Source organism: Enteractinococcus fodinae (genome assembly GCF_031458395.1).
Taxonomy (GTDB): Bacteria; Actinomycetota; Actinomycetes; order Actinomycetales; family Micrococcaceae; genus Yaniella; species Yaniella fodinae.
This window is the reverse complement of the sequence record NZ_JAVDYJ010000001.1, coordinates 668179-693241: the sequence shown is the minus strand read 5'-3', so window position 1 is coordinate 693241 and position 25063 is coordinate 668179. Positions and strand designations below refer to the sequence as shown.

Genomic DNA, 25063 nt, shown 5'->3' with positions numbered 1-25063 from the left:
GATACCGATCACAGACTATGATGTCTATCACAGGACTGTCAAGGGGCTTGCGGGAGTTATTTTCAAACGCTGCGGTTGGCCCGTATTTAGTGCACAATGAGGAGCAACGAAAGGACACGGATGACCACGCTGAACACCGTCGATACGAATAGCGAGTCCTTATCCGCTCGCGCCTACCGGATCTTGCTTGACCGGCTCATCATGTTGGATATCCAGCCGGGTGAACCCATTATGGAAAAGCAGCTCGCCGAGGAGATGGGGGTCGGCAGAACCCCGTTGCGCGAAGCTCTCAAACGGCTTGAATCCGATCACTTGGTGGTGACGTATCCACGTCGGGGAACCTTTGCCAGCCAGGTCGATGTCACGGAGCTGGCCCACGTCTCGGAGGTTCGTCAAGCGCTCGAACCGCTCGCCGCTCGCCGTGCAGCTGAGGCACGGGGCGGCGCCTGGCGCGAAGACCTGCTCGAAGTACTGGACGATATTCAAGATCTTAATCCTGACCAGTCCCAGCGCGATCTGTTGTCCTATGACCTGTCAGTTCACCGGCTCATCTACAGCGTGACGCAAAATGAGCATTTGTCGGAAACGCTCATTCGATTAGACAATATCGCCACACGTATTTGGGCTGCGCTGTCTGACCGGTTGCCTTCGCTGTATGAGCACATCGTGGAACATACGCATCTGATCAAACAGATCCTCGCCGGAGAGGCTGATGCTGCCGAGCAAACAGCATCAGATCACGTCAAGAATTTTTACTCGATGGTCCGAGAAGCCCTCTAAGCTCTAGGCGTTACGATTGGGCTGTAGCGCGAGCATATTCAGCTCGAATAATCGCCTGATGCAACTGCGGCAGGGTAAACGTAGGCATAGTGCCGTAGGACTTCTGCTGGTGTTCGGCATCCAGTTGTTGCGTCGCCGCTTGCAGGAGCGCATCTCGGTGCTGGGTGGTCAGCTGTGACGTGCCTGTGGCTTCTTTGACGAACCGATCTAACCAAGACTGCTGCACCGCGGTGAGCTCCGGTGTTCGAAGATCTAGCGCCAGCAAAAAGTATGGCCATGCGACATCGGGCACTCCGCTGGTTTTGACGAGAGCTTCCCGCTGGTCTGCCGAGTTCGGATCAACATCGGCGGCAGTTTGCACTCCAGCATCGAGGAGGTTACCTGCAGCAGCCATCAGCTGATCGATCTGAGCTGTTTCCGGCACAAAGTCAGCCAGACCAAAGGGCCCCAGCGTGGCGACAACGCGCATCATGTTGGCTGGGCCCCGAAACGCTTTGAACGCCCGCAGCCTTGGTAGCACTCCAGCACCATATGCGCCGTCCACTTGGGCGCCGATACTCAGGATGGTATCCATGAGTGCGACCTCTACCGAGGCAGCCCAATTGCCGGTGGCGTCCTTGAAGGGCCGTGCCCCACTGCGGCTAGCAGCCTGGGCTACCGCGACTACCTCGGGGTCAGCAGATGCTGTCATACGTCTCGCTTTCTACGGCCAGCTTGGAGCGCCGGGGGGCTGGCTCGGCTAGCTGGGCTTCATCCGTAGGTACCCTATCAAAGAGTCCTCGGATCATCGGTGTGCGGCGCTCAGGCATGCTGCCCATGCGGTCGGTGGCGTATGATCCTTAGAAGTTTCCAAAGCGAAGGAGTCTCATGGGTGCACCGCGTAATTCGGTAGTTCACAACGTCATCGATGTCCTTCGGTGCTTCTCCTCGGAGCATCCGCTGGTTGGGGTGACAGAGATTGCTGACCAAGTGGGCCTACATAAGTCCTCCGTCTCACGGCTGTTGAGCACGCTGGAGACCGAAGGGTGGGTCGAACAAGATGTGACGACCCGAAAATATCAGCTGGGTCTCGGACTCATTGCGGTTGCCGGCCCGCTGCTAGCAAACCTCAACGTGCGAAAAGTGGCATACCCCTATCTGCGAGAACTCGCCGAGACCACGCAAGAAACCACCGTTCTGGCTATCTGGGAAAAATCCGCCGCGGTCACGGTCGAACAAATCGCATCAGAGCGGACCATCAAGCACACCTCACCACTGGGGTCCAGGTACGACTCGACCGGTTCGGCAACTGTACAGGTCTTCTTGGCCGATATGGAACCGTCCAGCATACAAAAGCTGTTGGATCAAGAGGTCACACGCTTACAGCCAGGTTGGACCCGCGCCCAACTCACCCAGCGTCTCGACAAAGTTCGTCAGCAGGGGTATGCGACAAACCTTCGCGAAACCTTTGCCGACGAAGTCGGGATCGCAGCCCCGGTGTACGACCATCGCAACCAAGTCGTTGCCGCGGTGTTAATCGCCGCACCCGCCTACCGCATCGATGAACCAAGCACGACGCAACTGATACGCCAGTGCGTGGAGACCGCAGCCAAAATTTCCACACGTATGGGCAACCCAGAGTCTGCAGAAAACGCTTCTGCCGCCACCGCGCTGAAACGCTAACTTAGTCTTGCGGATGAGTAGGTATCACCAGGACCGGACAAACGGAACGGTTCAGGACCGCTTGACTGACGGAGCCGAGCAACAACCCTGAAAAGCCCCCACGGCCACGGGTACCCATGGCAATCATCGAAGCCGTATTGGAAGCTTCGGTGAGAATATCCGATGGTGAGGCGTCATAGAATCGCCATTGGACGGGCGCGGTGGTTTGATCTTCGATCTGTTCAGCGAACCTAGCTAGTCGATCCGCCACATTTTTTCGCAGATCCGGGACCTCAGCCTGATATACCGGTGACACTGGCATCCACAAGCTGCCACTAAAAGGCTGAGCGTTGATCAGGACAAGATTCAGGTCGCGTTCTTCAGCATATTGCGCAGCCGTTAGCACAAGGTCAACCGGCTGAATGTCGAGGTCCACTGCGACAACCACGCTGTCACGGAAGTCGGCGGTGGTGGCCACTCCTTCAGAAGTGATCACACCGATAGCCGTGTCAGCCTGATCTGCCGGGCCAGCGAAATCTGACTCTGGAAGTTCTTTTCTCTTGCCACGACCCGGTACCACCAGGCTCGGGCAGTGGGCATGCGAAGCCACCGAGGCCGAGACACTTCCCAGGAACCGGCCCGCGAAGCGACTGCGACCCCGTTTCCCCACGACCACCAGGGCCGCGTTCTTGGACTCCCTGATAATCACTCCGGCCGCGTCCCCTTCAACGGCAGCGGAGGAGATGGCGACATCAACATCCTTGGCGGTGGCGATTATGTCATCCATGACCTCCTGTGCATTTTCCTGGGCGAGGCCCTGAGTGTTTTCCGGCAGGTATTCATACCCCGGCTCGGTGTACGCCGTCACCACACGTAGCGCAAGCTCTCGCTGCTGTGCGATACCAAGCGCCACCTCGAATGCCCGCTCGCTGTTATCTGACCCGTCGACACCCACCACAATGAAGGCCGAACCTGAATATTCTGTAGAGTGTTCCATATCACAACCATATCAAGGTGCTCAAAAACATAACAGCAACCTGCAGTACAAGATTTCACCGGCTGACACGGCTTATTCGGAATTCCCGACGAAGGTGGCCTCAGCATCAAAGTCAGCGTCTGGCATTAAGTGGTCTATGCTTGTCGTTCGTGAATGCTGTAGTTATTGCCGTGGCCGTGATGCTGTTATTAGCGTTGCTTCGAGTCCACGTGGTCATTGCGTTATTTATCGGTGCCCTGGTGGGCGGACTGATGGCTGGCATGGGGCTAGAAGCCACCATGGTGGCTTTCCAATCCGGCTTGGGCGATGGCGCCAGAATTGCCTTATCATACGCCTTGCTTGGGGCTTTTGCCATGGCTGTGGCTGCCTCAGGTCTTCCGAAAGCGCTAGCCGACACCTTGATTCGGAAGCTCGATGCCGAAGCCGACGGCGCGTCCCAGAAGGTGGTGACGGCAACGAGCTACGTCTTAATCGCGGGGACCCTGGCGATGTCCATCATGTCCCAGAACCTCATCCCGGTACATATCGCCTTTATTCCGCTCCTGATTCCGCCGCTGTTGACGGTCATGAACCGCCTGCATTTAGATCGCAGGCTCATCGCCTGTGTGTTGACCTTTGGTCTCGTCACTACCTACATGACCCTGCCGGTGGGGTTCGGCAAGATCTTCCTTGAAGACATTTTGTTGGCCAATATAGAACGTGCCGGCGTTGACACCTCCGGCGTGAATATCGTCCAGGCCATGGCACTGCCCGCCTTAGGAATGGTCGCGGGTCTGCTGATCGCAGTGTTTATTAGTTATCGCAAACCACGGCACTACGAGGACCGTCCGATTGCTGGTGGCAGGATCGTGGAACCGACTCCCACGCGGTACAACCTCGTCATGTCGCTGATCGCTATCGTGGCGACCTTCGCGATTCAACTGATCGTACAATTCACCGGTTCTGAAGCCGATGGTCTGTTGCTGGGTTCACTCGTGGGACTGGGGATCTTCCTGATTTCGGGGGTTGTCCAGTGGAATAAAGCCGATGACGTCTTTACCTCTGGTATGCGAATGATGGCGCTGATTGGTTTCGTGATGATCTCAGCACAAGGTTTCGCAGCCGTAATTAACGAATCCGGCCAGGTTGAACCCTTAGTTGCCGTGGTACAGGAATTCTTTGGTGACAATCGGGCCTTGGCGGCGCTGGCCATGCTGGTGGTCGGGCTCATTGTCACGATGGGCATCGGCTCGTCGTTTTCCACCCTACCGATCATTGCGGCCATCTACGCGCCGTTAGCTATGTCGTTAGATTTCTCTGTCTTGGCCACGGTCGCGCTCATTGGGACCGCCGGTGCGCTGGGTGATGCTGGCTCCCCAGCCTCAGACTCGACCCTGGGATCCACCGCGGGTCTTGCCGCCGACGGGCAACACGACCACATGCGTGACACCGTTATTCCCACCTTTTTGCACTACAATATCCCGCTGACCGCAGCCGGTTGGGTCGCAGCAATGGTGCTCTAAACCGGTACTAGGTGCCGAGAATTTCCCGCACCTGGGCATCGGTGACTTGAGCGAAATCAGTGTAGAACGCACCGACCGAACGAAACCGGACCGGAGAACGTAAGCACACCACCTCATCAAAGACCGGGTCATCACTAAGGTGCTGGAAGACTTGATAGGGCACAACCGGGGTGGCAAGGATGATCCGCTCCGCCCCGCGGGCGCGTGCGAGCTGTCCTGCTGCTTGCGCGGTGGCCCCCGTGGCAACCCCGTCGTCGACGATGATGGCCGTGCGTCCTGCTAACGGTACGGGCCCGCGACCCGGTGGTCTGAACCTGATGGCGCGTTCCCTGACCTCTTGACGTTGTTGGCGCAGGGCCTCTTCTTGGTCAGCGGTCGAAATATCCGCGTGTTCGATGATCTTCGTGTTGAGCACCGTGATGCCGTCCTCACCCACCGCGCCCATGGCCAGCTCGGGCCGAAACGGGACGCCCAGTTTGCGAACCACCAACACATCAAGTTCAGCTTCCAGCACGCGAGCAACGACTGCCGCAACGGGCACTCCCCCGCGTGGCAACCCGAGGACCACGGGAGCAGGTGGCAGATTTAGGCCCTTGCGTGTGCTGAGTTCGTGCGCCAGTTGCTCTCCGGCGTCCACCCGGTCATAAAACGTTTGCTTCCTCATGGCGCAACCCCGTGCTCCAGGCCTTCGCTTCAGGTATCGACGTGTTCACTACATACGTTATCCCGTGACGCGCAAACACCATATCGTTCATGAGCCGGAAGAAGTCTCCGGCTCCGGACCTCTAAACCGCTGGTGAAGGGCATGAATCCACCGCAACAACAAACCGACAGTGAGTGCAGAAAAGATGGTACCTTCCCGCACCCCGTAGAGTCCGCCCATGGACATTAAAGAAACAATCGCGGCCACAATAACCAGCGTCGAATCGACCAGCGTCTTAATAGTGCCATATCGGATATTTTGCAGCACTGTGTAAATAGTAAAGACAATGGCATTCCCGGGGAGATACGTCAGCCGCGGCTGCATCTCCACGTAGACCCCCACTGCGAGCAGAACGACACTGGCCAGCAGCCATGCCCACTGCTCAAGGTAACTGGCCGGTTCTAACCATGCCGTCAAATACATCGCCAAGTCCACGAACAGCCCAAAGGCCACGGCCAGTGGCAGCTGAATGAGCTGAAATGTAGGAAATTTGCGACGCAGTATCAGCACCTGGAGCACCACGAAGATCACGTTGAGCGTCATGACATATGTGCCAACGCTGACAGGCGTGATAAATGACAGGACTGCCGGTAGCGATGCAATCGGTGCTGTCCCTAGGTCGGCGCGTACCGACAGGGCCACGCCAATGGCGATGAGAAAGACTCCCAGAAGAAAGATAGTCAGACGTTTCAGTTGGCGAAGCATCAATCGTCACAACCGACGGCCCGTAGCCCACACCCTAGGGGTGAAAACGTCACGACATTATGTACCAAGCTGTATCAGGTTCTCCAGAGTTCGCGGGGTCCTTCCCCACGCTCATTATATGTGCCCGTCCTCGTGGGATTGGTCAGAACGTCATGTGAACTACAGCACCTGGGTTTGAATCAGCTCATGGCTAGTCGCGAGATCGCCGCTCCTGTCTTGAAGTCGCTTTTTCAGCGAGCATAGGATGAGGTTGGAACGACACGTACAGTCCATTTGTCCCCGATGCTTAGACGGAGAACTTTATTTATGGCAAAACCACAGAAGACCAATCTTGACAACGTCCCCCACGTTTTTACCCAACACAACGGCGAACAGATCGCCACCACCTTTTCACCGCAAGAATTCGAACGCCGCCTGAGAAACGCTCGTGAGGTCATGGCGGAAAAAGATGTTGATGCACTGGTTCTTACCACCATGCACAACATCAAATACTACTCAGACTTCGTCCCCTCCCCATTCGGTCGTACCTTTGGGCTGGTCATCACGCCAGAAGACTCGATCACGGTGACTCCATGGGTCGATGGTGGTATGCCATGGCGGACCACCCACGGCAAGAACATTGTGTATTCGGACTGGGACTCCGAGAACATGTTGCGCGCCGTCCAGCACACGCTTGATGAGCGCAACATCAAACCACGCCGTCTCGGTGTGGAATTCGACGGGCTGGTGGTCGATGAATACCACTCTTTCCAAAACTGGTTCGAAGGCGTCGAACTGGTCGATGTGGCTGAACCACTCATGTGGCGTCGACTGATCAAATCCGAAGAAGAAATCGTACTCATGCGTGAGGGTGCGCGGATCGCTGATATTGGTGGTCGCGCCGTGAAGAACGCAATTCGTGAGGGCATCACCGAATACGAATTGGCCCAGATCGCCGTGGACGCGATGGTCCCAGAAATCGCTAAGGCCTATCCGAATCAAGAAGTACGCGAAACGTTCGCACTGATCCAGTCCGGTATTAATACCGACGGCGCCCATAACTGGCCAACGACTCGCAAGCTGCAGAAGGGTGACCTGCTGTCCATCAACTGTTTCCCGATGATGTCAGGGCACTACACGGCCATGGAACGCAGCATGCACCTAGGTCAGCCAGACGATCGTACTTTAGAAATCTGGAAGCTCAACGTTGAAGCCTACAAACTGGGCCTGGAAATGGTGAAACCAGGAGTCGTCGCTGGCGACGTCGCCGCAGAACTCAACCGCTTCTTCGAAAAACACGACCTGCTGCAGTACGCACCAATCGGCTATGGTCACTCATTTGGTGTCATGAGCCCCTACTACGGTCGCGAAGCTGGCATGGAATTCCAGGAGCACATCGAGACTGAGTTGAAGCCAGGGATGGTGGTCTCGATGGAGCCGATGCTGGTTATTCCAAACGATATGCCCGGCGCTGGGGGGTATCGCGAGCACGATATGCTCGTCATCACTGAAGACGGCCACGAAAACCTCACCGAATTTGAGGTCGGTCCGGAACATAACATTATTGACTAGTTCCTCGGCAGCCTGATGGCACGAAAAAACTCCCTCGCAAAGAATTTGCGAGGGAGTTTTTGTTGGTAGCTGTGGGCGGATTCGAACCGCCGACCTCACGATTATGAGTCGTGCGCTCTCACCAACTGAGCTACACAGCCACGTCAGTTACCTGACTCTGGATAAAAATAGCCTGCGAGCTCGCAGGCTATTTCATCAGAGCCCCGACCGGGAATCGATCCCGGGACCTCCATCTTACCAAGATGGCGCTCTACCACTGAGCTATCGGGGCAACGAGATAAGACTTTACCAACAAATGATCAAAAGGCAAAATCAAGAACCTCGTTTATGGGCAACGTCACTGTGAGAGTTTTTAGCCCTCGTAGGACGTCCGCTTTTTAGCTTTCGACCACCGCTGTTTTTTCTTTTGGCCTCGTTGGGCAGGGTCGTAACCGCCGCCGTGCGTGCCACGGGAACCGAAGCTTTTCGGCGCGCCTTTGTCTAGCCGGAGATTTAGCTTCCGGCCCCCAACAACTGCGTTTTTGAGCGCTTCTTGTTGCTTATGCGACAGCTGCTCGGGCAGCTCCACCAGGGAGAAAGTCGGCCGAATGGTAATCTCACCAATCTCGGAGATATCCAAATTGGCTTCGTTGGCAATCGCGCCCACAATGTTGCCGGGTCCAACTCGATCTTTGTGGCCCACTGCGACCCAGTAGGTTGCGTGGCCTTCTTTGGTTGCGCGCTTCGGACGGCTCGAGCGTTCGCCACCGTGCTGGTCTTTCCGTTGGCCGCGCTGGTTCATGGGCGGAAGATCTGGTTCGGATGCTTCAAGTGGTCGACCATCTTGAACCATCAGCGCCAATGCTGCTGCAACGTCGACGGCTGCGATGTCGTGTTCAGCAATGTAATCGGTGACGAGATCCCGGTAAGTCGAGAGTTCCTCGTTGTCATCGTGGGCGGCGATTGTCTGAGTGATGTTTTCAGCGAACGCGGCACGACGAGAAGCGTTAACTTCGTCTAGCGACGGAAGTTGCATTTCTTCTACGGACTGCTTGGTGGCTTTCTCAATGGAGCGCAACAAGTACCGTTCGCGCGGGGTCATCAGCAAGATTGCGTCACCTTGGCGCCCGGCGCGGCCGGTACGACCAATACGGTGCACGTATGAAGAAGTATCGTGCGGAATATCGTAATTCACAACGTGGCTAATACGTTCCACATCGAGCCCACGGGCAGCAACATCTGTGGCAACCAAGATATCGATTCGTCCTGCGCGCAGATCTTCCACGGTCTTTTCACGGATGTTCTGCGGGATATCACCGGAAATCGCAGCGGCTGCGAAACCACGAGCTACCAATTTCGTGGTGAGCTCTTCGGTCATGTTGCGGGTACGCACAAACGCGATGATGCCATCGGTATCTTCGGTTTCCAGTAAACGGGTCATCGCTTCGAGCTTCCAAGGCTGAGCGACTTGCAAGTACCGCTGACGAATGTTCTGGGCGGGTTTGGATTGCCCTTCGACCTGAACCTGTACGGGATCGTTGAGGTAATCACCGGTGATGCGTTGGATCGCACGTGGCATCGTTGCTGAGAATAACGCGGTCTGTTTTTCTTTTGGCGCTGAGGACAAAATGCGGTCCACGTCCTCAGCAAAGCCCATGCGCAGCATCTCGTCGGCTTCATCCAACACCAGATATTTCAGGTCGGAAAGATCCAGGGATCCCCGTTCCAGGTGGTCAATGACACGACCGGGAGTACCAACCACGATGGTGGCACCGCGACGCAAACCGGCCAGCTGTGGTCCGTATGACGAACCGCCGTAGACCGGAAGCACGCTCACAGATGGGACGTGTTCGGCATACGAGTTGAAGGCTTCGGCGACCTGTAAAGCCAGCTCGCGGGTTGGAGCCAGCACCAGCACCTGAGGGCTCTTATGGTTTTGGTTTGCATCGGCCAGATTGGAGAGGACAGGCAGCGCGAACGCAGCGGTTTTACCGGTACCAGTTTGTGCAAGACCTACGACGTCGCGGCCTTCTAGCAGCAGCGGGATAGTCCGTGCCTGGATCGGGGAGGGTTTCTCATAGCCCAACCCTTCGAGTGCCTTGGTTATCGGATCGGCAAGGTTGAGCGAGGCAAAAGTTGTTTCGGTTTCGGGCAGCGAAGATTGTTCGGTCAAAAAGACTTCCTAGATTTCGTAAGGTGATGTAAGGATCCGGATGTATTCCTTGCAATGCACGCTACGTACCACTCAACAGTCCCAATGACTGGAGTCTAAGTTAAAGGAAGAAGCCGGATCTGGCTGAACTCTTCTAGTCTAGGCCAAATCCGGCATTTTCGATAATCGAGGTGCGTCTTACAGGCCCTTCAAAGCCTGGTCGAGGTCACCAATGAGATCATCAATGTCTTCAATACCGACAGATAACCGGATCAAATTCCCTGGAACCGCCAGCTCTGTGCCTTCAACTGAGGCGTGCGTCATAGCGGTTGGGTAATTCAACAACGACTCGACGCCGCCGAGGGATTCGGCCAGCCGGAAGACGTGTGTTGATTCGGCTACCTTCCGGGTGGCTTCAACGCCAGCTTTGAATTGGACGGATACCATCCCACCGAAACCGGACATCTGTTTTTTGGCGATTTCATGCCCGGGGTGGTCTTCAAGGCCCGGATAGTGAACCTTTTCGACACCTGGCTGCTCGACCAACCAGGCAACGATCGCTTCGGCATTGGCGACGTGGCGGTCCATTCGGACCCCCAGGGTCTTCAGGCCGCGAGTGACCAGATAGGAATCCAGCGGCGAATTCGAGGCGCCGGCCGCAAACTGTTGGAAATTAATCGCATTAGCCAGTTCTTCGTCTTCGGTCACCACTGCCCCACCGATGGTATCGGAGTGACCACCCATGTATTTGGTGGTCGAGTGCACGACGACATCAGCGCCCAGGGTCAAGGGCAACTGCAGATACGGGGTGGCGAAGGTGTTGTCGACGACCAATAAAGTGTCGAATTCGTGGGCGAGTTCGGCCAGGGCGGCGATGTCGGCGATTTTCATCATCGGGTTGGTCGGGGTTTCCACCCACAACACTCGAGTCTTACCACCGGCAAGTGCTTCACGCACCTGATCCAAGTCCGACATGTCGACAACCTGGTGTTTTAGTTGCCACGGGCCCAGCACTTTATCCAGCAACCGATACGTCCCGCCGTAGACGTCGTTGCCCACGATAACCCGGTCACCGGGTACACAAGCAGCCATGAGCAAAGCGGTCTCAGCCGCCAGTCCTGAGGAGAAGGTGTAGGCGAAACCGGTGTCGGCGTTTCCGGTTTCGAGTTGGGCGATTTGGGTTTGGAGGGCATCACGGGTGGGGTTGGTGCCGCGGCCATAGTCGTAGCCTTTGCGCAGTTTGCCGATGGCTTCTGGCGCGTAGGTGGACGATAGATGGATTGGTGGCACGACCGCACCGTAGACGGGGTCGAGCTCTTGACCGGCGTGGATGGCCCGGGTGTTAAAACCGGAGCTGTGCTTATCGATGAACGTCATGAAGGTGTCTCCTGGAGAAGTTACTTGGCAATCAGGTGCATCAAGATATCGTGGGCTGAAATGATCCCGGCGATATTGCCATCGCGGGTGACCAGCGCTGCGGGTGCGGTTTCCAGTACGGTTTTGGTGTCGGCTACCGAGGTCATGTACCCAACCTTTGGCAGTTCCGTCAGCTTGGTCTCGGCAAGGCTGCTGTCTGCGGTGATCGCACCGGACGCCAACTGGTCCATGAGTGCACGCACGGTAACAGCACCCCGAACCTCGCCGATCCGGTATGCCTCTTGGATGCCACCCACGACGGGCAGCGCGTCGATGCCGTAGCGGTTCATGGTCGAAATTGCATCCGAAACGGGCGCATCAAGCACGGCGACCACCACTTCTGGCAGCGAACCGGGCAACCATTGGGCTTTGGTATCCAGCAGGTCACCGATCTGGGCCGCTAGCCCCGGTACTTCGACGGTGTCGGTGTCAGCTTCGGGTGCGGCGGGATCGGTGCCGTCCAGGTAGGCGGTGCCAATGCGCTGAGGCGCGACCGGTTCGGGTGCGTTGGTGTCGAAACCGTGTTCTTCCATCCAGGTTTCGGAAAAGATTTTGCCTAGGTAACCGCGTCCGGAATCAGGCAGGATCACGACCATCACATCGTCTTCGGTGAGGTTTTCGGCTTCTTTGAGTGCGGCTGCCAGCGCCATCCCGGATGAGCCACCGGCCAGTATCCCCTCCTCGGCAGCCAGACGCCGGGTGTAGTGGAAAGCCTCGGCATCGGTGATTTCGTGGATGGAGTCTGGGACTTCCGGGTCGTAGTTGCCGGGCCACATGTCCTCGCCCACGCCTTCGACGAAATATGGCCGTCCGCTGCCACCGGAGTAGACCGACCCGGAGGGGTCAGCGACCACGACTTTTACTGGCCCGGACTCGCGGTCGGCCGAGACTTCGTGAAGGTAGCGGCCGGTACCAGTCATCGTGCCGCCCGTCCCCGCGCCGATCACCACGTGCGTGACTTGGCCGGCGGTATCTTCCCAGATCTCGGGCCCGGTGGTTTCGTAGTGCGACTCTGGAGCGGCCGAGTTGAAGAACTGGTTTGGCTGGTAGGCGCCCTCAATTGCTTCCTCTAACCGGTTGGTAATCCCGTAATAGGAGTTTTCTGATTCTGGCGGCACTGCGGTTTCGGAGACCACTACATCAGCGCCGTAGGCTTTGAGCACGTCGCGCTTTTCCTGAGCCACTTTGCTCGGGGTAATAAAGACCGAGCGGTACCCTTTCTGCTGAGCCACCATGGCCAGGCCGACCCCGGTGTTACCGGAGGTGGGTTCCACCACGGTTCCGCCCTCGGAGAGTTTGCCTTCAGCTTCTGCCCGCTCGATCATCTTCAGCGCAATGCGGTCTTTAATGGAACCACCAGGGTTCAAAAACTCGCATTTGACCAGGATCGTTGGTTTGAGATCAGCTCCGATGGAGTTGAGTTTTACCAACGGCGTGTTACCAATGAGGTCGAGGATGGTTTCGGCGTACTTGGGCGTGACTGACGTAGGCTGATTTTGGCTCATATGGACCACGCTACCTGGTTCAGGGTCACCACGGCGATGAGGGAGGTTATAAATCGCCATGAACTTTACACAGCAGCCGGACTACTCGGATGTGCTGCACCCCGGCGTAGCCGTTGACGTGGCGGCGAACATGGCGCCCCTGATTCGCGGCAGAGCCGATCCGACCGCGGCAACGATCAACGGTGTCAGTTGGTTATCATTTCATCCGGTGACTACCGGCCCGGTCACCATCGCGATCGTGCATCCGCGCTCTTCGGTGCAACCAGCCGAGATCCGCTATCACGTGTGGGCGCACGGTGATCGTTCCGCCATTGAGTACGTTGTCCAGCGCATGCCGGTGCTGTTGGGCGTTGATGAACAATCGCTGGACGGTTGGGCTCAGTTTGATGAGCTGTTGGATCAAACCGCGCATCTGCTGCCGGAACGCGTCGTAGAGGCCCGCCGAAGAAATCCCGGGATGCGTTTTATGGCCACCGGCCAACTCGTCGACGAGTTACTGACCGTGGTGCTGGAACAGAAAGTCACCCAGCAGCAAGCACGCGCCACGTGGGGTTGGTTGGCAAATACCTACGGTGACCCTTCCCCCGGTGGTGAGCCTGTTTCGAAAACGGCACCAAAACCGCAAACGGTACTAGGCATCGCATCGTGGCAGTGGCATGCCGGGTGGGTCCAACCTTTTATGGCCCGGACCCTCAAGACTGTCGCCTCGCGGGCTTCGGCATTGCACCGATTAGCGCACCAGCCGGTGGACCAGATCAGTACGGGATTGAATTCATTGCCCGGGATCGGACCGTGGACGGTCGCAGAAACACTACAGCGGACCCACGGGGCGGCCGATTATGTGGCCGTGGGTGATTTCCACGTCGCACATCACGTCGGCGAAGCACTGACGGGGCGCCGCACCGATGATGACGGGATGCTGGAGCTGCTAGAGCCCTGGGTCGGTCATCGGCAACGGATTGTCAGGCTGATCTATGTCTCGGGGATCCGCTTTTCGCGTTTCGGTCCCCGCATGGCGGCAACCGATTTTCGGGATCGTTAGTTGTTGTTCTGCTCGGCTTTCGACCGGGCTTCCTCCACTTGCTTGTGGACCTCTGCCATATCGAGATCGCGGACCTGTTCGATGAGATGGTCCAGCTGTTGGGCGTTGATCGCGCCGGGCTGGGAGAACACCAACACGTTCTCACGGAAGGCCATGAGGGTTGGAATCGAGGAGATTCCGGCAGCGGCCGCCAGCTGCTGCTGATCTTCGGTATCAATCTTGCCGAAGACGATGTCGTCGTGCTTTTGGGAGACTTCGTCGTAGACGGGTGCAAACATTTTGCACGGTCCACACCAGTCGGCCCACCAGTCAACGAGCACGATGTCGTTACCTTCGATGGTCTCTTGGAATGTTTCTTGGGTTAAATCTACTGTTGCCATGCCGCCAGCCTACTTGTACCACCGCCCGGTGCCTAGTCGAGGTCCATCAGTCGAGCGCGAACTACCGGGCGGATGTGGGCCCTTTCGTCACAGTTCAGCCGGCCAGTAGCGTGGAACTATGAGAGACACGTCATACCAGCATCCAAATGATCCTGTCCCCCAACTCACCCCAACAGAACATGCCCGCGTCCTCACCCGTGTGCTGGCTTCCCCGGTTATTAAAGGGCCTATTATTCGTCGGCCCAAGGCCGTTGACATGGCTGAACGGATGGACCTCGACAGCGCCGGGGTTGATGAGCTCAAAAAACTGCGCGCTAAATACGGTCCGGGCCCCGTCCAACTCCAGTTGTTCCCGGGCCGGCGCATCGCACTGTTACTAGATCCTGAGGATGTACATCGGGTCCTAAATAACACTCCAGAACCTTTTAGCCCGGCAAGTATGGAGAAACGCGGCGCCCTGAATCATTTCCAGCCATCCGGCGTGCTGGTCTCCAATCCTGAACAACGAAAGATCCGCCGTCCGTTCAATGAAGAAGCACTCGAGGCCGGCAAGACGGTGCATTCGCACGCCGAGACCATGACTCGCGCAATTCGTGAAGAGGTTGATGCGCTGCGCGGACATCTTGACTTCACCCAAGCCTTGGAGTGGAAAGCCTTCAGCCAGATGTGGTGGCGCCTCGTCCGACGTATTACGTTAGGCGATTCGGCCCGTGATGATGAACAAGTCACCACTTACCTCAACGAACTGCGGGCGCGAGGCAACGTTTCGTACCTTGTCCCGAAAAACCGGAAGCAACGAAAACGGTTCTTGACCACCTTGCAGCACTACCTCGAGCGTGCCGAACCCGGCAGCCTGGCCGCAATGGCGGCGCACACAGCCAGTACCGACAAGACCGTCCCCGAACAACAAATCCCACAGTGGATGTTCGCCTTTGACGCTGCATCGTGGGGCGCATTCCGCGCCTTGAGTCTGCTGTCCGTGGACCCAGAAACCAGTGCAGCTGCACGGGCTGAAACTCAGGAGAGTTTCCCCGACATGCCGCAGTTACGTGCCGTCATGTTGGAATCGTTACGCCTGTGGCCTACTACCCCACTGATCCTTCGAGAGGCTGAAGAACCTACAACCTGGCGTAACGGCACATTACAAGAAGGCACCTCGATCGTGATTTTTGCGCCGTTCTTCCACCGAGACGACGAAACCCTCCCCGAAGCGCATCGGTTTAGCCCACAGTTGTGGCTGGAAAACCGAGATGATTCAGACTGGCCATTGGTGCCCTTTAGTGGCGGGCCCGGTTTCTGTCCGGGACGTAACGTCGTGCTGCTGACTGCTTCTGCGGTGCTCGGCGAACTGCTGCAGCACCACGACTTTGAGCCGGCCAGCTCGACGAAAAACGTTTCCGAGCCGCTCGATTTGGAAAACCTCCCGGGAACGCTCAGCCCGTTCTCCTCGCGCTTTGCGGTAACGCGCCGCTAAGGCACAACCTCACGCACCGCATCCTATGCCGACAGAGAGGCATCTCTGTCGGCACAGTTTAACGGCCTCGGACCCGACGGGCGATATTTTGGAGCCGATCCCCCACGAGGTGGGCAACTTGGCGGATCGGGCTCGTGCTACCGTCGACGGTCGCAGCCGAGGAGGATGGCAGCAGGGCGCGTTTCTTTTTCGGGACTGCTCGCAGAATGTTTTCTTTCGGTAGTTGTGCCGCAGCTGCGCGGGGCACATCGATCCCGCTATGCACTTGATGCGGTCCGCCACTGCTGGGTTTGATATCAAAATCAAAGATCTCCGTTGGGATATACACCGTGGCACAGGCATTTGGGATATCAACCACGCTGGACAGGTGACCTTCAATAGGGGCCGCCCCGAGCAACAGGTAGGCCTGTTCGGGCGAATACCCAAAGGTGGTGAGGTATTCGATAGCGTGCAAACAAGCTCGTTGATAGGCCAAGCGCGCGTCGAGATATTTTTGTTTGCCCTTGGTGGTCACTGAGGTTCCCGAAAAGGAGATCCAGTCAGTGTATTGCGGCGCTTGGTGGCCCGGGATAAACATCGGGTTGTGGCGCACTTTGTACGTTTCCATGCCGCCCCGAAGAATGTCGACTCGCAGGTCAATATAGCCGCCCATCTCGATGGCGCCGCAGAAGGTAATTTCGCCATCCCCCTGCGAGAAGTGGAGATCCCCGACGGAGAGGTTCGCTCCGTCGACAAAGACCGGGAAATAGACGCGGCTTCCCGCTGTGAGATTTTTGATGTCCTGGTTGCCGCCATTTTCTCGTGGTGGCGCGGTTTGTGCAGCCTCTAATGCGATGCGTGCGGCGTCATCGGCAGGGACTGCGCCAAGCAGGGCTCCCTTGGGCAGGGGTGGCAGCGCAAGCGGGGGCACCCGCAACGGATTGGTGGCGATGAGTCCAGCCTCACGCTTATTCCAGGTCTTGAGCAGTTGCGGCGAGGGCGCTGTGCCCATCAATCCCGGATGCACCACCCCTTGGAAGGAAACACCGGGGATATGACGCGATGTGGCTTTCCCGTCGGCAAAATCCCAGATGGCTTTATACGCATCGGGGAAATGCTCGCCGAGAAAACCGCCGCCGTTATTGTGCGCGAAAATACCGGTGTAGCCCCACCCCATGCCAGCTAACGAACCGGTGTGATCATAAGAGATCGGTCCGGCGTCGAGGATGTCGACCACGAGCAGATCTCCCGGTCGCGCTCCGGGAACTCTGAACGGGCCGCTGAGCTGGTGTCCAGCATGAAACGGGGCGTTGAGCACGTCTGCTGCTGAGTCGTCATTTTTGATGAACCCGTCGAACCATTCGCGACACTCGATGCGTACCGCTTGTCCCGGTTCGATCGTCGCCACCGGTGGGATCTCCGGGTGCCACCGGTTATGCCCTACGACCTCTTGGTCCTCGAAGGATCGGTCATCGTTGAGTGCAAAAATCGTGTCCGGCATGATGCTCCTTGTTCACGGGATCGAGCAACCTGTTCCCGCTGTCTTATCGGTTTCGGAAACGCGCAGCAGCCTTGAGACCCAGCGCTATGGCAGCTCCCGCACCGACCACCCAGGGGCCCGCGACGATGATGGGGTCCATCCAGTGGTGGCGCACATCGGCACGTTGCTGACCCACCCGCGAGGAGACACCGTGATGATTGAATTCGCTGGTCACGCCGGTCTGGGTTACGGGGTTATCCGGGCGCAGCGTGATGAATGAGGCAAGGTGGTTCTCCCACGCATCGACTCGGTCTGCGCCAAGCAAGATGAGCCAGCGAGCAGCGCGATCCTCACCGAGACGATAGGCCATGCGGCGGATCCGTCCCGAGCACCATTTCAGCGGCGCCGAGGTGCCAAAGACCGGGGTGAGGAACTGGTGTTCAACTGAGCGTTCGCGCGGAACAGTCTCAGGCTGTCGTTCGGGGAATTCCCAGTGCGCTCCCGTGGCACCCGGGTCGAACCGCTCTCGGGGTACTGATGGTCGATCCTTCGGGTCCAGGTCGACACCCCAGCCTGGGATCCGTGCGCGTAACTGCTCGGGGGTCTCAGGGGGTTGGGGTTTGTTCGGGGTATACGGCATGCTCTGCTCCTCCTGTCACTGATCGCCAACGATAATGACCGGTTTAATACAACCATCGAGTTTTGCGGAGAACACGTGATACGCCTCTGCGATGTCCTCCAATGGGAAACGGTGCGTGACGATCTCATTGGGCTTGAGATATCCGGCTTTGATGTGCTCTAACAGCCGGGGCCATTGGCGTTTCATCGGGGCCTGGTTCATGCGCAGGGTCAAACCTTTATTCATCGCATCACCAAATTTGATCGCGCTATATATCGGACCGTAAGCGCCCATCACCGAAATGACGCCACCTTTGCGAACCGAATCGATCGCCCAGTTTAACGCGACCGGTGAGCCGCCCTGCAGCTTGAGCTTGGCAGCGGTGACATGTTGGATAACATTGCCGTCTGCTTCAGCGCCAACGGCATCGATAGCGACGTCGGCTCCGAAATAGTCCGTAGCGCGCTTCAGATGCACTACGATATCGTCGATCTCGACGAAGTTATAGGTTTCTGCATGCGCGAAGGTTCGGGCTTTTTCGAGCCGATAGTTCAGATGATCAATCACGATCACCCGCCCGGCTCCCATAAACCAGGCAGATTTGGCGGCAAAGAGCCCGACCGGTCCGGCGCCGAAGACCACCACGGTATCGCCTTCGGTGATCTCACCTAACTGGGCTCCAAAGTACCCGGTGGCCAGCGCGTCCGTCATCATCAGCGCATCTTCATCATCTAACCATTCGGGTATGACACTGGGGCCCACATCAGCAAAGGGCACCCGAACGTATTCTGCCTGACCGCCATCGTAGCCTCCGACCGTATGGGAATAGCCATACAGCGCACCCGCAGCGGTCGCGTTGGCGTTGACGTTATGGCAGTTCGAGTAGAGTCCGCGAGCGCAATAGAAACATGACCCGCAATAGATATTGGCCGGGACCATAACGCGGTCGCCGGGTTTGAGCGACCGCACCGAGGCGCCGACTTCATGGACCACGCCGACGAACTCGTGGCCAAAGGTCATGCCGACGCGGGTGTCGGGCATCATCCCGTGGTAGAGGTGGAGATCGGAACCGCACACCGCAGCTTTTGTCACCCGGATAATGGCATCGTTGGAATGTTCAATAGAGGGCATTTGTTTGTCTTCGACCCGGATCTTATACGGGCCGCGGTACACCATCGCTCGCACCACATCACCTCAACTTGTAGCTCACAGGGCTGGTTGATTCTGGGGTCAGACTCACACTTCTGGTTTCTGCGTGTCAAGGAATCGCCCCCCAATAATTCCCGTGCCCGAGCGCGGCTGTGTCGCGCACGTTCAGGCTGTGGTATCCGGAGCGAGCTGGTTGTTGTTTAGCGGGTAAACAGTGTGCCGAGCCGGGCATCTGATCGCACTACGCCGGCCAGCTGCAACCCGTACCAGATGGTGACTTGGTTGGCGGTCAGCACGGGTTTGCCCACCCGAGTTTCAAGTTCGGCTAGCACGTCAACGGTCCGCATCGCCGTGTCGGGAATAAGTAACGCATCAGCGCTCGGATCGTCATGTCGCACGGCGAGCTCAAACACATCCTCTGGCGTGAGGTTAGCGACTGCGGCCGCGGTCTCGATTCCGGCGCTGACCATCGCGGTGGTTTCGATGCCGTGGGCCGCCAGGTAGTCGACAAATAAGGTGGCCACCTCTTGCGGATAGCTGGCGGCGACGGCCACGTTCGTGATGTTGAGCGTGTCCAGTGCTGCGACAAAGGCTTGTGATGTACTCGCCGCGGGCACCCCGGCGGCTGTGGCGAGCTGTTCGGCCTGTTGGCGAGCCCCGTCGAGACCGTAGACGAAGCTTGCCGAGGTGCAGGCCCACATCACAGCTTTCGGATGTTGGGCGGCCAGACGAGTGGCTGCCTCGGCCAGTCGATCTGCCCGGCCGAGGTCTAACAGCTCGGGCACGGCATGCAGGTCGGTGCCGTAGATGTGCTCAACGGGTAGGTGCACCGTCAACCAGTCGCCTGCTATTTGGTAGTCGTCTTCGGCGGCGTGATCCGGGTAGATAATGCCAATTGTGGGATTAGACGTCGTGGGATTGGGCGTCGTGGTCATAGCTATTTTCCTCCTCGAAGACTCCTCGGAGCCAGCGACCTGGACCCACCATGGGCAGTCCCATGTGGCCCAAGCAGGCCCACACGGTGAGTTGGTTGGCGGTGAGGACCGGTTTGCGGAGCTTGCGTTCTAGCGGGGCGATGATGTCATAGGTGGGCAGGTTGGTGCATGACACGAATACTGCTTCTGCCTCGGGATCCTCGGCTTTCAAAATCAGGTCGGCCACGGTGCGATAGTTGACTCGCCAGATCCCGCCCCCGAGACCCAAATACGCGGAGCTGGTCACTGTCACGCCCAGTTCATTGAGGAACGCGATCAGTCGTTCGGTGAGGACCGCGTCATACGGGGTGATGACCGATATCCGGGTCAACCCAAGCTCCCGGACGGCTTCGGCCAGGGCCCCTGAGGTCGTCACGGCAGCGGGAGCGCCTGCATCGAGCATCGCCTGACGCAACGCTGCTTCGCCTGTGACTCCGTGGATGAAACTCCCCGAAGTGCATAAATAAGCCACGACTTCGGGGTCGACCGCGAGCACATCGCGGGTGGCTGTTTGTACCACCTGCGGTCGCGACACGAGGTCGGCCATGGCCAGGCTGACGGCAAGATCCTCGTACGGGGTGCGTGCCAAGTGAAGACTGACATCCAGCGGGGCCCACCGCCACAGCTCGCGTTCCAGAGCAAGGTCGAAGGGGGCAATGATCCCGATGCCGCGCTGGGCCAGTGGACCGTCGAATTCGATGTCAGTCAGGTCCACCTTCGAGCCTCCCTTTACTCACAGGACAGCGACGCCTTTAAGGGGCTTTCACACTATGGTCTCAAGCCAGAAAGTGATTGACAATACGTAGCGCCGATTATACGTTGACAACATATCGTGGCTGTGTTCTGCAGCGACTCCATACGCTTCACATTGAGCATCCATGAGCGGGAGCAACAATGAATCCTACTGAGATGACCGCGACCCAGTTGGTTGCCGCCTACGCGATTCGCGAGCTGTCCCCCGTCGAGGCAATCACAGCGGTGCTGGAGCGCATTGATCAAGTCGACGGGCAACTGGGCGCGTACTGTCTGGTGGATCATGACGCCGCTCTGCAACAGGCTCGGGCAGCTGAGTCCCGCTGGCATTCGGGGTATCCTCAAGGACTCCTCGATGGCGTGCCGATCTCTATCAAAGATGTGTTCCTGACTGCTGGCTGGCCCACGCTGCGCGGTTCTCGGGCAGTCGACCGCGAGCAGTCGTGGGAGGTGGACTCGCCGGCAGTGGCACGGTTGCGCTCCGACGGGATGGTGTTGGTGGGCAAAACCACCACACCCGAGCTCGCGTGGAAGGCTGTAACGGATAGCCCACTGACCGGCGTCACCCGTCATCCACTGGATCCGCAGCTGACTCCCGGGGGTTCCTCCGGTGGGGCTGCCGCCGCCGTGGCCGCAGGGATGGGCCCGTGTGCTATTGGGACGGACGGGGGCGGAAGTATCCGGATTCCGGCGGCGTTTTGTGGCATCGTCGGGTTTAAACCCACCCACGGACGTGTTCCGATGTTTCCGGCCAGCCCGTTTGGTCCGCTGGCCCATGCCGGACCGATGACGCGCAGCGTCGAAGACGCCGCACTGCTCATGGATATCTTATCGCTGCCGGATTACCGGGATCCTACCTCCTTGGCTCCCCCGCAGAGCACGTACCGCGGGGAGTTCAACCGGGAGGTGGCCGGCCTGCACGTCGCGTATTCGCGCGATCTCGGTTTTGCCTCCGTTGATCCTGAAGTAGCACACATCATTGAGGCGGTGGTCGCACGGATCGATGAGGCCGGGCTGAAGGTCACTGAAGAAGACCCCGGGTTCACCGATCCGCTGGAGGCTTTCGAGGTACTCTGGGCCAGCGGTGCGGCCGCCCTGTTGAACACGCTTCCCGGGGCCAGACAGACCGTAGAGCCTGGGCTGAGTCAGCTCTGGGACAAGGGCGAAGAACACACCGCGGTGGAATATTTACAAGCCCGCGAGGTGGCGGCGCAGCTGGGAATTACGATGGGGGCGTTTCATCTGCGTCATAACGTGTTGTTGACGCCCACGGTGACGATCCCAGCCTTCGAAGCAGGACACGAGGTACCGGTGGGTAGTGGCTTGGACCGTTGGCCGCAGTGGGCCACCCTCAGCTACCCGTTCAATCTGACCCAGCAACCGGCAATCAGTATCCCGGTTGGTACCACGCAGGCCGGGTTGCCCGTGGGCTTACAGATCGTCGGGCCGCGCCACTCTGACGACCTGGTACTTGCTGTCGCCCGTTTTGTGGAGTGGCTATTGGATTGAAGCTTCATGCACGGGCGAAGGTGAGCCGTTCGCCGGCGAAACCATGACGCCATAGATCATTACAGGCCGCCGCCATCGCATCGAAGCCTTCGACCACGGCGCCAAAAACATTGCCTGGCACCCAGCCGACATCCCCGTTGATCAACAGGTTGTTCCGGCCATAAAATAACGCCAGGTCGGTGGCGCCCTGCTCGGCGTAGGCCGCTGACCCTGGTTCGTACCCAAAGGCGGGATTGCTAATTTCCCAGGGTTCGAAGTCGAACAGGCACACATCTCCGGGGATAGGTGTCACGGTGGGGTTCTCTCGTCGGGGTGCTGCCGTAATGCGAGGCAGCAGAGCGTAGACCTCATTGCGCGCAAACTTCGCGTGCACCGCATCCCCGGTCACCGGCAGCGCATCCCACACGGCCTGGCAGGTCCCCGGCGCCTGATCATCGAGCAGTCGCGCTCGACAGCTGACCGCTCGCTGTTCCAACGTGATGGTAATGAATCGGGCCATGGCTGCTTCCTTTCACCAGCCGTCGCGTCTCTAACGAAACGAGCCGCGCTACAACCAGTTCCTACATCACGATTCACCCAGCCGCTAACGAGTGGAAAGCGGCTGGGTGAGTGTGCGATGTTTAGCGACTATCGCGAGACGAGTTTGAAGAATGTGCTGTGACTGCCATCAGCCTTTTCGGACTGATAGAGGAAGGCGAGGTTTTCCTTTTCGAACCGTTCGAACCAGTCGTCCCACTCGATGGGTTTGAGTTCGTCTTCACCGGCTCCGCCTGGGAAATCAATCCGCAGGATGCCGCTGGTGTTTGAGGAATCAGTCCCGCGTACCACAGCGGGTTGGCCGCCGTGCTGTTCTGCCCATTTGCGGATCTCATCGTGGTCGGTGGTGGTATGGCTTTCGGATGGCATACGATCCTCCTAAAACATGTATTGGTTCAGGTTTTTTCGACGCTACGCGTGCCAACGTGGAGTGACAAGAGCTCACCAGCCAGTTCTCCCCCTCATAACCGATGCAAGCTCGCTGGTTGTAACGCTGCTGGATCAATTTCGTTCCTGCCGAACCTTGAACAGTATGTGACTTCTACAGCGGCCCATCGGGGCCGCTGGCCGTAGAGTAATCGCTATGGCAAAATACTCATCCTCACATTTCAAGATCTTGGCTACCGCCGCAATAGGTGGCTTAGTACTCGCAGGTTGTGGCAGCCCCGACGCGGAACAGAACGAAACCACCGGGGAACCCCAGGCCGGTGGCACGCTGATTTATGCTTCCGGTGACGCCGAACCAGATTGTTTAGACCCGCACTACGGGGGTAACTACCCACAGGGGCTTATTGCTACCCAATATCTGGAAACTCTGTTCACCAAAAACGAGGATGGCGAAACCGTCCCCTGGTTGGCCGAGACTTCCGAAGTGTCTGACGACGGCTTGACGCACACCATTAGCGTGACCGAGGGCATCACCTTCCATGACGGCACACCGCTGACGTCGGAAGCCATTAAAGCCAACGTCGAGCACCTCCAAGATCCAGATACCGCCTCTTCCACTGGTTTTCTAGCGGTCGAAAAAGTCGAAGAAGTCGAAATCATCGATGAATTGACCGCGGATCTACATTTGAGTGCCCCGGATAATGCGTTGGAAGAGTCGCTATCGATGCATTGGACCGCGATCCAGTCGCCTGAAGCACTTGACCGCGATGTGCAAGAAAATTGTGCCTCACCAGTTGGCACCGGCCCGTTTCAAGTGGAATCGTGGGATCGTGAGCAACAGATCAACTTGGTTCGCAACGAGGAGTACGTCTCGCCGGTCGATACTGACGACGAGGACGCTGTGGCCTATTTGGATGGCATCACGTGGCGGATGATCCCGGAAGCTGCCACCCGCTATGCGGCATTGCAGTCGGGCGAAGTCCATGTCATCGACAATGCGCAGCCAGACACGATTCAGTCGGCTGAGGATACCAGTCTTGGCCACTTGGATTCGCCACGTCCCGGTGCGTCGAACCGGATCGAACTGAACTCCTCGCAGGCCCCCTTCGATGACGCGCTGGTCCGAGAAGCGTTCATCCGCGCCGTTGACGTCGATGGCGGTGTCGACGCGTTATTCTTCGACACCGCAGAACGTTCGCACTCGTTGCTGTCCTCGGTCGAACCCCTGGGATACTCCGATGAGTCGTTGTTCACCCAAGACATCGACGAAGCCAACGAGCTGCTGGATGAAGCCGGCTGGACTGAACGCGACGATGACGGCATCCGAATGAAAGACGGCGAACGCCTCGAAATTGTCATGCCGGTCTCCACAAACCAGTCAGTACCCGCTGAACAATCATTATTTGAACAATTCCAAGCTCAAGCATCCGAGGTCGGGTTCGACATGCAAATCAACCTGCTGGATCTGTCCAGCTGGTATGCCGCCCTTGCCGAACACAACTACAACCTCGTATCAGCCCCCTACACCAAGGTGGGGCCCTCCGTGCTGCGAATCCTGTATCACTCGGATTCGATCGAACCAGCCCCATCCGGCTATTTTGCAAACAATGCCCAGGTCAACATCCCGGAACTGGATGAGATCTTGATGGAAGCCGAAGAGACCACCGATGATGCTGAACGCGCCGAACTCTATGAACAGGCGCAGCAGATCGTCCTAGAGGACTACTACGTCCTACCTCTCTACGATCAGCAAAATCACTTCCTCTACGCCGAAGACGTGCAAAACATGGGCGATACATCTGCAATCGCCGCTCCGAAATACGACAACGTCTGGCTCAACCAGCAATAA

Annotated in this window: 23 protein-coding genes and 2 tRNA genes; 8 read left to right on the top strand and 17 right to left on the bottom strand. The window is 57.9% G+C overall.

The features are described from left to right. The first annotated feature begins 120 nt into the window (after positions 1 to 120). On the top strand, positions 121 to 780 hold the full coding sequence (locus J2S62_RS03235) for a GntR family transcriptional regulator (protein ID WP_310171353.1): 660 nt from the start codon (positions 121 to 123) through the stop codon (positions 778 to 780). Between the two features lie 10 nt (positions 781 to 790). Here the strand turns inward: J2S62_RS03235 and J2S62_RS03230 are convergent, their stop codons facing one another. Next, positions 791 to 1471: a hypothetical protein gene (locus tag J2S62_RS03230; RefSeq protein WP_310171351.1), complete on the bottom strand. Its 681-nt coding sequence runs from the start codon at positions 1469 to 1471 to the stop codon at positions 791 to 793. Between the two features lie 176 nt (positions 1472 to 1647). On the opposite strand from J2S62_RS03230, the gene J2S62_RS03225 reads away from it, so the two are divergent. Continuing rightward, complete coding sequence (locus J2S62_RS03225; protein WP_310171349.1) at positions 1648 to 2442, top strand: IclR family transcriptional regulator; 795 nt, start codon at positions 1648 to 1650, stop codon at positions 2440 to 2442. Position 2443: 1 nt separating this feature from the next. On the opposite strand, the gene J2S62_RS03220 is transcribed toward J2S62_RS03225, so the two are convergent. Next, the gene (locus J2S62_RS03220) at positions 2444 to 3418 is read right to left on the bottom strand and encodes a universal stress protein (RefSeq protein ID WP_310171347.1); all 975 of its coding nucleotides are present in this window, start codon (positions 3416 to 3418) and stop codon (positions 2444 to 2446) included. 149 nt (positions 3419 to 3567) lie between these two features. Between J2S62_RS03220 and J2S62_RS03215 the strand changes: the two genes are divergently transcribed. After that, positions 3568 to 4920 carry a Na+/H+ antiporter family protein gene (locus J2S62_RS03215; RefSeq protein WP_310171345.1) on the top strand — a complete coding sequence of 451 codons (1353 nt, stop codon included), beginning with the start codon at positions 3568 to 3570 and terminating at the stop codon, positions 4918 to 4920. Between the two features lie 7 nt (positions 4921 to 4927). Here the strand turns inward: J2S62_RS03215 and J2S62_RS03210 are convergent, their stop codons facing one another. Both J2S62_RS03210 and J2S62_RS03205 read right to left on the bottom strand, forming a co-directional pair. Further along, positions 4928 to 5584: a phosphoribosyltransferase gene (locus J2S62_RS03210; protein ID WP_310171342.1), complete on the bottom strand. Its 657-nt coding sequence runs from the start codon at positions 5582 to 5584 to the stop codon at positions 4928 to 4930. Between the two features lie 87 nt (positions 5585 to 5671). Continuing rightward, on the bottom strand, positions 5672 to 6328 hold the full coding sequence (locus J2S62_RS03205; protein WP_310171338.1) for a YczE/YyaS/YitT family protein: 657 nt from the start codon (positions 6326 to 6328) through the stop codon (positions 5672 to 5674). A 306-nt stretch (positions 6329 to 6634) separates the two neighbouring features. Between J2S62_RS03205 and J2S62_RS03200 the strand changes: the two genes are divergently transcribed. Beyond that, the gene (locus J2S62_RS03200; RefSeq protein WP_310171336.1) at positions 6635 to 7879 is read left to right on the top strand and encodes an aminopeptidase P family protein; all 1245 of its coding nucleotides are present in this window, start codon (positions 6635 to 6637) and stop codon (positions 7877 to 7879) included. 63 nt (positions 7880 to 7942) lie between these two features. Here the strand turns inward: J2S62_RS03200 and J2S62_RS03195 are convergent. The 5 genes from J2S62_RS03195 to J2S62_RS03175 form a co-directional block, all read right to left on the bottom strand. Then, a tRNA-Met gene (locus J2S62_RS03195) sits at positions 7943 to 8019 on the bottom strand. A 59-nt stretch (positions 8020 to 8078) separates the two neighbouring features. Then, positions 8079 to 8150: transfer RNA gene (locus J2S62_RS03190), tRNA-Thr, on the bottom strand. An 81-nt stretch (positions 8151 to 8231) separates the two neighbouring features. Then, entirely contained in the window at positions 8232 to 10031 is a 1800-nt protein-coding gene (locus J2S62_RS03185; protein WP_407649883.1) for a DEAD/DEAH box helicase, read from the bottom strand. Positions 10032 to 10208: 177 nt separating this feature from the next. Continuing rightward, a complete protein-coding gene (locus tag J2S62_RS03180) occupies positions 10209 to 11387 on the bottom strand; it encodes a cystathionine gamma-synthase (protein ID WP_310171333.1) in 1179 nt (392 codons plus the stop codon). Between the two features lie 20 nt (positions 11388 to 11407). Continuing rightward, entirely contained in the window at positions 11408 to 12931 is a 1524-nt protein-coding gene (locus J2S62_RS03175) for a pyridoxal-phosphate dependent enzyme (protein ID WP_310171330.1), read from the bottom strand. Positions 12932 to 12989: 58 nt separating this feature from the next. On the opposite strand from J2S62_RS03175, the gene J2S62_RS03170 reads away from it, so the two are divergent. Continuing rightward, positions 12990 to 13973, top strand: coding sequence for a DNA-3-methyladenine glycosylase family protein (locus J2S62_RS03170; RefSeq protein ID WP_310171328.1), 984 nt, complete (start codon positions 12990 to 12992; stop codon positions 13971 to 13973). On the opposite strand, the gene trxA is transcribed toward J2S62_RS03170, so the two are convergent. Next, positions 13970 to 14353, bottom strand: a complete 384-nt coding sequence (trxA, locus tag J2S62_RS03165; RefSeq protein ID WP_310171325.1) for a thioredoxin — start codon at positions 14351 to 14353, stop codon at positions 13970 to 13972. The two genes, J2S62_RS03170 and trxA, sit on opposite strands and share 4 nt — an antisense overlap. 118 nt (positions 14354 to 14471) lie before the next feature. Between trxA and J2S62_RS03160 the strand changes: the two genes are divergently transcribed. Further along, positions 14472 to 15827: a cytochrome P450 gene (locus J2S62_RS03160; protein WP_310171323.1), complete on the top strand. Its 1356-nt coding sequence runs from the start codon at positions 14472 to 14474 to the stop codon at positions 15825 to 15827. Between the two features lie 58 nt (positions 15828 to 15885). Here the strand turns inward: J2S62_RS03160 and fmdA are convergent, their stop codons facing one another. The 5 genes from fmdA to J2S62_RS03135 form a co-directional block, all read right to left on the bottom strand. Beyond that, positions 15886 to 17307 carry a formamidase gene (fmdA, locus tag J2S62_RS03155; protein WP_310171321.1) on the bottom strand — a complete coding sequence of 474 codons (1422 nt, stop codon included), beginning with the start codon at positions 17305 to 17307 and terminating at the stop codon, positions 15886 to 15888. 43 nt (positions 17308 to 17350) lie between these two features. Continuing rightward, positions 17351 to 17926 carry a hypothetical protein gene (locus J2S62_RS03150; protein WP_310171320.1) on the bottom strand — a complete coding sequence of 192 codons (576 nt, stop codon included), beginning with the start codon at positions 17924 to 17926 and terminating at the stop codon, positions 17351 to 17353. Between the two features lie 15 nt (positions 17927 to 17941). Continuing rightward, positions 17942 to 19090 (bottom strand): zinc-dependent alcohol dehydrogenase, encoded by a 1149-nt coding sequence (locus J2S62_RS03145; RefSeq protein ID WP_310171318.1) that lies wholly within the window; start codon positions 19088 to 19090, stop codon positions 17942 to 17944. Positions 19091 to 19254: 164 nt separating this feature from the next. Then, positions 19255 to 19989 (bottom strand): maleate cis-trans isomerase family protein, encoded by a 735-nt coding sequence (locus J2S62_RS03140; protein ID WP_310171315.1) that lies wholly within the window; start codon positions 19987 to 19989, stop codon positions 19255 to 19257. Continuing rightward, complete coding sequence (locus J2S62_RS03135) at positions 19958 to 20743, bottom strand: maleate cis-trans isomerase family protein (RefSeq protein WP_310171312.1); 786 nt, start codon at positions 20741 to 20743, stop codon at positions 19958 to 19960. Before J2S62_RS03135 ends, J2S62_RS03140 begins: the two co-directional genes overlap by 32 nt. A 179-nt stretch (positions 20744 to 20922) precedes the next feature. On the opposite strand from J2S62_RS03135, the gene J2S62_RS03130 reads away from it, so the two are divergent. After that, positions 20923 to 22290: an amidase gene (locus tag J2S62_RS03130; RefSeq protein WP_310171309.1), complete on the top strand. Its 1368-nt coding sequence runs from the start codon at positions 20923 to 20925 to the stop codon at positions 22288 to 22290. A gap of 4 nt (positions 22291 to 22294) precedes the next feature. Here J2S62_RS03130 and J2S62_RS03125 read toward each other — a convergent pair whose 3' ends face one another. Further along, positions 22295 to 22789: a DUF3830 family protein gene (locus tag J2S62_RS03125; RefSeq protein WP_310171305.1), complete on the bottom strand. Its 495-nt coding sequence runs from the start codon at positions 22787 to 22789 to the stop codon at positions 22295 to 22297. 128 nt (positions 22790 to 22917) lie between these two features. Then, positions 22918 to 23196 (bottom strand): hypothetical protein, encoded by a 279-nt coding sequence (locus J2S62_RS03120; protein WP_310171303.1) that lies wholly within the window; start codon positions 23194 to 23196, stop codon positions 22918 to 22920. A 214-nt stretch (positions 23197 to 23410) separates the two neighbouring features. Here J2S62_RS03120 and J2S62_RS03115 point away from each other — a divergent pair, with 214 nt between their 5' ends. Beyond that, a complete protein-coding gene (locus tag J2S62_RS03115) occupies positions 23411 to 25063 on the top strand; it encodes an ABC transporter substrate-binding protein (RefSeq protein ID WP_310171301.1) in 1653 nt (550 codons plus the stop codon).

What these genes read in the sequence shown, in the direction of transcription:
- J2S62_RS03130 (WP_310171309.1), top strand. Translation starts at nt 20,923, where the DNA reads ATGAATCCTACTGAGATGACCGCGACCCAGTTGGTTGCCGCCTACGCG.
- J2S62_RS03220 (WP_310171347.1), bottom strand. Translation starts at nt 3,418, where the DNA reads ATGGAACACTCTACAGAATATTCAGGTTCGGCCTTCATTGTGGTGGGT.
- J2S62_RS03200 (WP_310171336.1), top strand. Translation starts at nt 6,635, where the DNA reads ATGGCAAAACCACAGAAGACCAATCTTGACAACGTCCCCCACGTTTTT.
- J2S62_RS03125 (WP_310171305.1), bottom strand. Translation starts at nt 22,789, where the DNA reads ATGGCCCGATTCATTACCATCACGTTGGAACAGCGAGCGGTCAGCTGT.
- J2S62_RS03120 (WP_310171303.1), bottom strand. Translation starts at nt 23,196, where the DNA reads ATGCCATCCGAAAGCCATACCACCACCGACCACGATGAGATCCGCAAA.
- J2S62_RS03150 (WP_310171320.1), bottom strand. Translation starts at nt 17,926, where the DNA reads ATGCCGTATACCCCGAACAAACCCCAACCCCCTGAGACCCCCGAGCAG.
- fmdA (WP_310171321.1), bottom strand. Translation starts at nt 17,307, where the DNA reads ATGCCGGACACGATTTTTGCACTCAACGATGACCGATCCTTCGAGGAC.
- J2S62_RS03140 (WP_310171315.1), bottom strand. Translation starts at nt 19,989, where the DNA reads ATGACCACGACGCCCAATCCCACGACGTCTAATCCCACAATTGGCATT.
- J2S62_RS03115 (WP_310171301.1), top strand. Translation starts at nt 23,411, where the DNA reads ATGGCAAAATACTCATCCTCACATTTCAAGATCTTGGCTACCGCCGCA.
- J2S62_RS03205 (WP_310171338.1), bottom strand. Translation starts at nt 6,328, where the DNA reads ATGCTTCGCCAACTGAAACGTCTGACTATCTTTCTTCTGGGAGTCTTT.
- J2S62_RS03230 (WP_310171351.1), bottom strand. Translation starts at nt 1,471, where the DNA reads ATGACAGCATCTGCTGACCCCGAGGTAGTCGCGGTAGCCCAGGCTGCT.
- J2S62_RS03235 (WP_310171353.1), top strand. Translation starts at nt 121, where the DNA reads ATGACCACGCTGAACACCGTCGATACGAATAGCGAGTCCTTATCCGCT.
- J2S62_RS03160 (WP_310171323.1), top strand. Translation starts at nt 14,472, where the DNA reads ATGAGAGACACGTCATACCAGCATCCAAATGATCCTGTCCCCCAACTC.
- J2S62_RS03210 (WP_310171342.1), bottom strand. Translation starts at nt 5,584, where the DNA reads ATGAGGAAGCAAACGTTTTATGACCGGGTGGACGCCGGAGAGCAACTG.
- J2S62_RS03170 (WP_310171328.1), top strand. Translation starts at nt 12,990, where the DNA reads ATGAACTTTACACAGCAGCCGGACTACTCGGATGTGCTGCACCCCGGC.
- J2S62_RS03175 (WP_310171330.1), bottom strand. Translation starts at nt 12,931, where the DNA reads ATGAGCCAAAATCAGCCTACGTCAGTCACGCCCAAGTACGCCGAAACC.
- J2S62_RS03180 (WP_310171333.1), bottom strand. Translation starts at nt 11,387, where the DNA reads ATGACGTTCATCGATAAGCACAGCTCCGGTTTTAACACCCGGGCCATC.
- trxA (WP_310171325.1), bottom strand. Translation starts at nt 14,353, where the DNA reads ATGGCAACAGTAGATTTAACCCAAGAAACATTCCAAGAGACCATCGAA.
- J2S62_RS03225 (WP_310171349.1), top strand. Translation starts at nt 1,648, where the DNA reads ATGGGTGCACCGCGTAATTCGGTAGTTCACAACGTCATCGATGTCCTT.